This is a genomic window from Microbacterium sp. CPCC 204701 (genome assembly GCF_004010105.1).
Lineage (GTDB): Bacteria > Actinomycetota > Actinomycetes > Actinomycetales > Microbacteriaceae > Microbacterium.
Window position 1 is genome coordinate 1 of the sequence record NZ_RRYE01000588.1, and the last position, 1,280, is coordinate 1,280.

At 74.4% G+C, this 1,280-nt stretch carries 1 protein-coding gene; it reads right to left on the reverse strand.

Going from position 1 to position 1,280, the window contains the following annotated elements; genetic code table 11:
• The coding region (locus tag EIO58_RS18125; RefSeq protein ID WP_127820578.1) for an ATP-binding protein at nt 1-1,280 on the reverse strand (1,280 nt) is incomplete at both ends.

Below are 1,280 nucleotides of genomic sequence, written 5' to 3' on the forward strand. Positions count from 1 at the left end.
CGAGCGCCCGCTCCACGCGCGACCGGCCCTCGCGCAGCAGCCCGCGCAGGAACCAGTACTGCGCCTGCCAGCCCGCCAGCCGCACGGCGGCATCGCGGTCGCCCGCTTCGATGGCACCCTCGAAGGCCACGGAGAGATCGGCACGGAAGCCGTCGAGTACCGCCATGGTGTCACGCGACTCGAACGTGCGCATCGTCGGCCCGAGGCGGCTGACGAGATCGGCGTACCAGGCTCGATGCCGCAGCCGCCATTCGGCGGCGCGCACGGGGTCCTCTCGGTCGGCGAGGAACTCGCGCGTCGACTCGAGCACGCGGAACCGGCGCCGGCCCGTGCCGCTGCGGTCGACGGCGACGAGCGACCGCCCCACGAGCTGCATCAGCAGGTCGGAGGTGCGGGCGGTCTCCAGGCCGCTCGTGCCCGCGGCGGCGCCGACGGTGAAGGTACCCGCGAACCGGGCGAGGTCCGACAGCAGCGCGCGCTCCTCGTCGCCGAGTTCGTCGAAGGTCCAGCCGATCGCCGCGCGGACGCTGTCGTGGCGACCGGTGCCCGTGCCGCGCCCGCCGATCCCCTCGCGCACCTGCTCGACGTCGAGCACGTCAAGACGCGCCGCCGCGAGCTCGAGGGCGAGCGGAATGCCCTCCAGCTGTGCGCACAGCTCGCGAGCCTGCTCCAGCTCGGCGTCGTGGAAGGCCCGGCCGCCGCGCGCGTCGGCCGCGCGTTCGCTGAACAGCCGCCACGCGTCCTCGGCGTCGTCGCCGATGAGCGGACGCAGCACGACGACGTGCTCCTCCGCGAGCCGGAGGGACTCCCGGCTCGTGACGACGATCCGCAGCTGCTCGGTCCGGGCGAGGAGCGCGTCGACGGCGGCAGCGAGCGCGCCGATCACGTGGTCGGCGTTGTCGAGGATCAGCAGCACCCGCCCGCGGCTGAGCCGGCGCACGATGCCGTCGATGCTGAGCTCCCGCGCGCGTACGACGCTCGCGATCGCCGCCACGACGTGATCGGGGTCGCGGACGTCGGCGAGGTCGACCATGTACTGGTCGTCGTCCAGGGCGGTCGTCGCCTCGCGGGCGAGCTCGACGGCGATGCGGGTCTTGCCGACGCCCGCGGGGCCGACGATGGTGACGAGCCGGTGCTCGCGACGAGCCTCGCGCAGCACGAGCAGGTCGCTCTCCCGGCCGATGAACCGGGTCAACGGGATCGCGATGCCGACGCGGTTGACGGTGCCGCCGGCGCCGATCGGGGCGACGACGGCGGGGTCGAGCCGCACGATCGAGGCG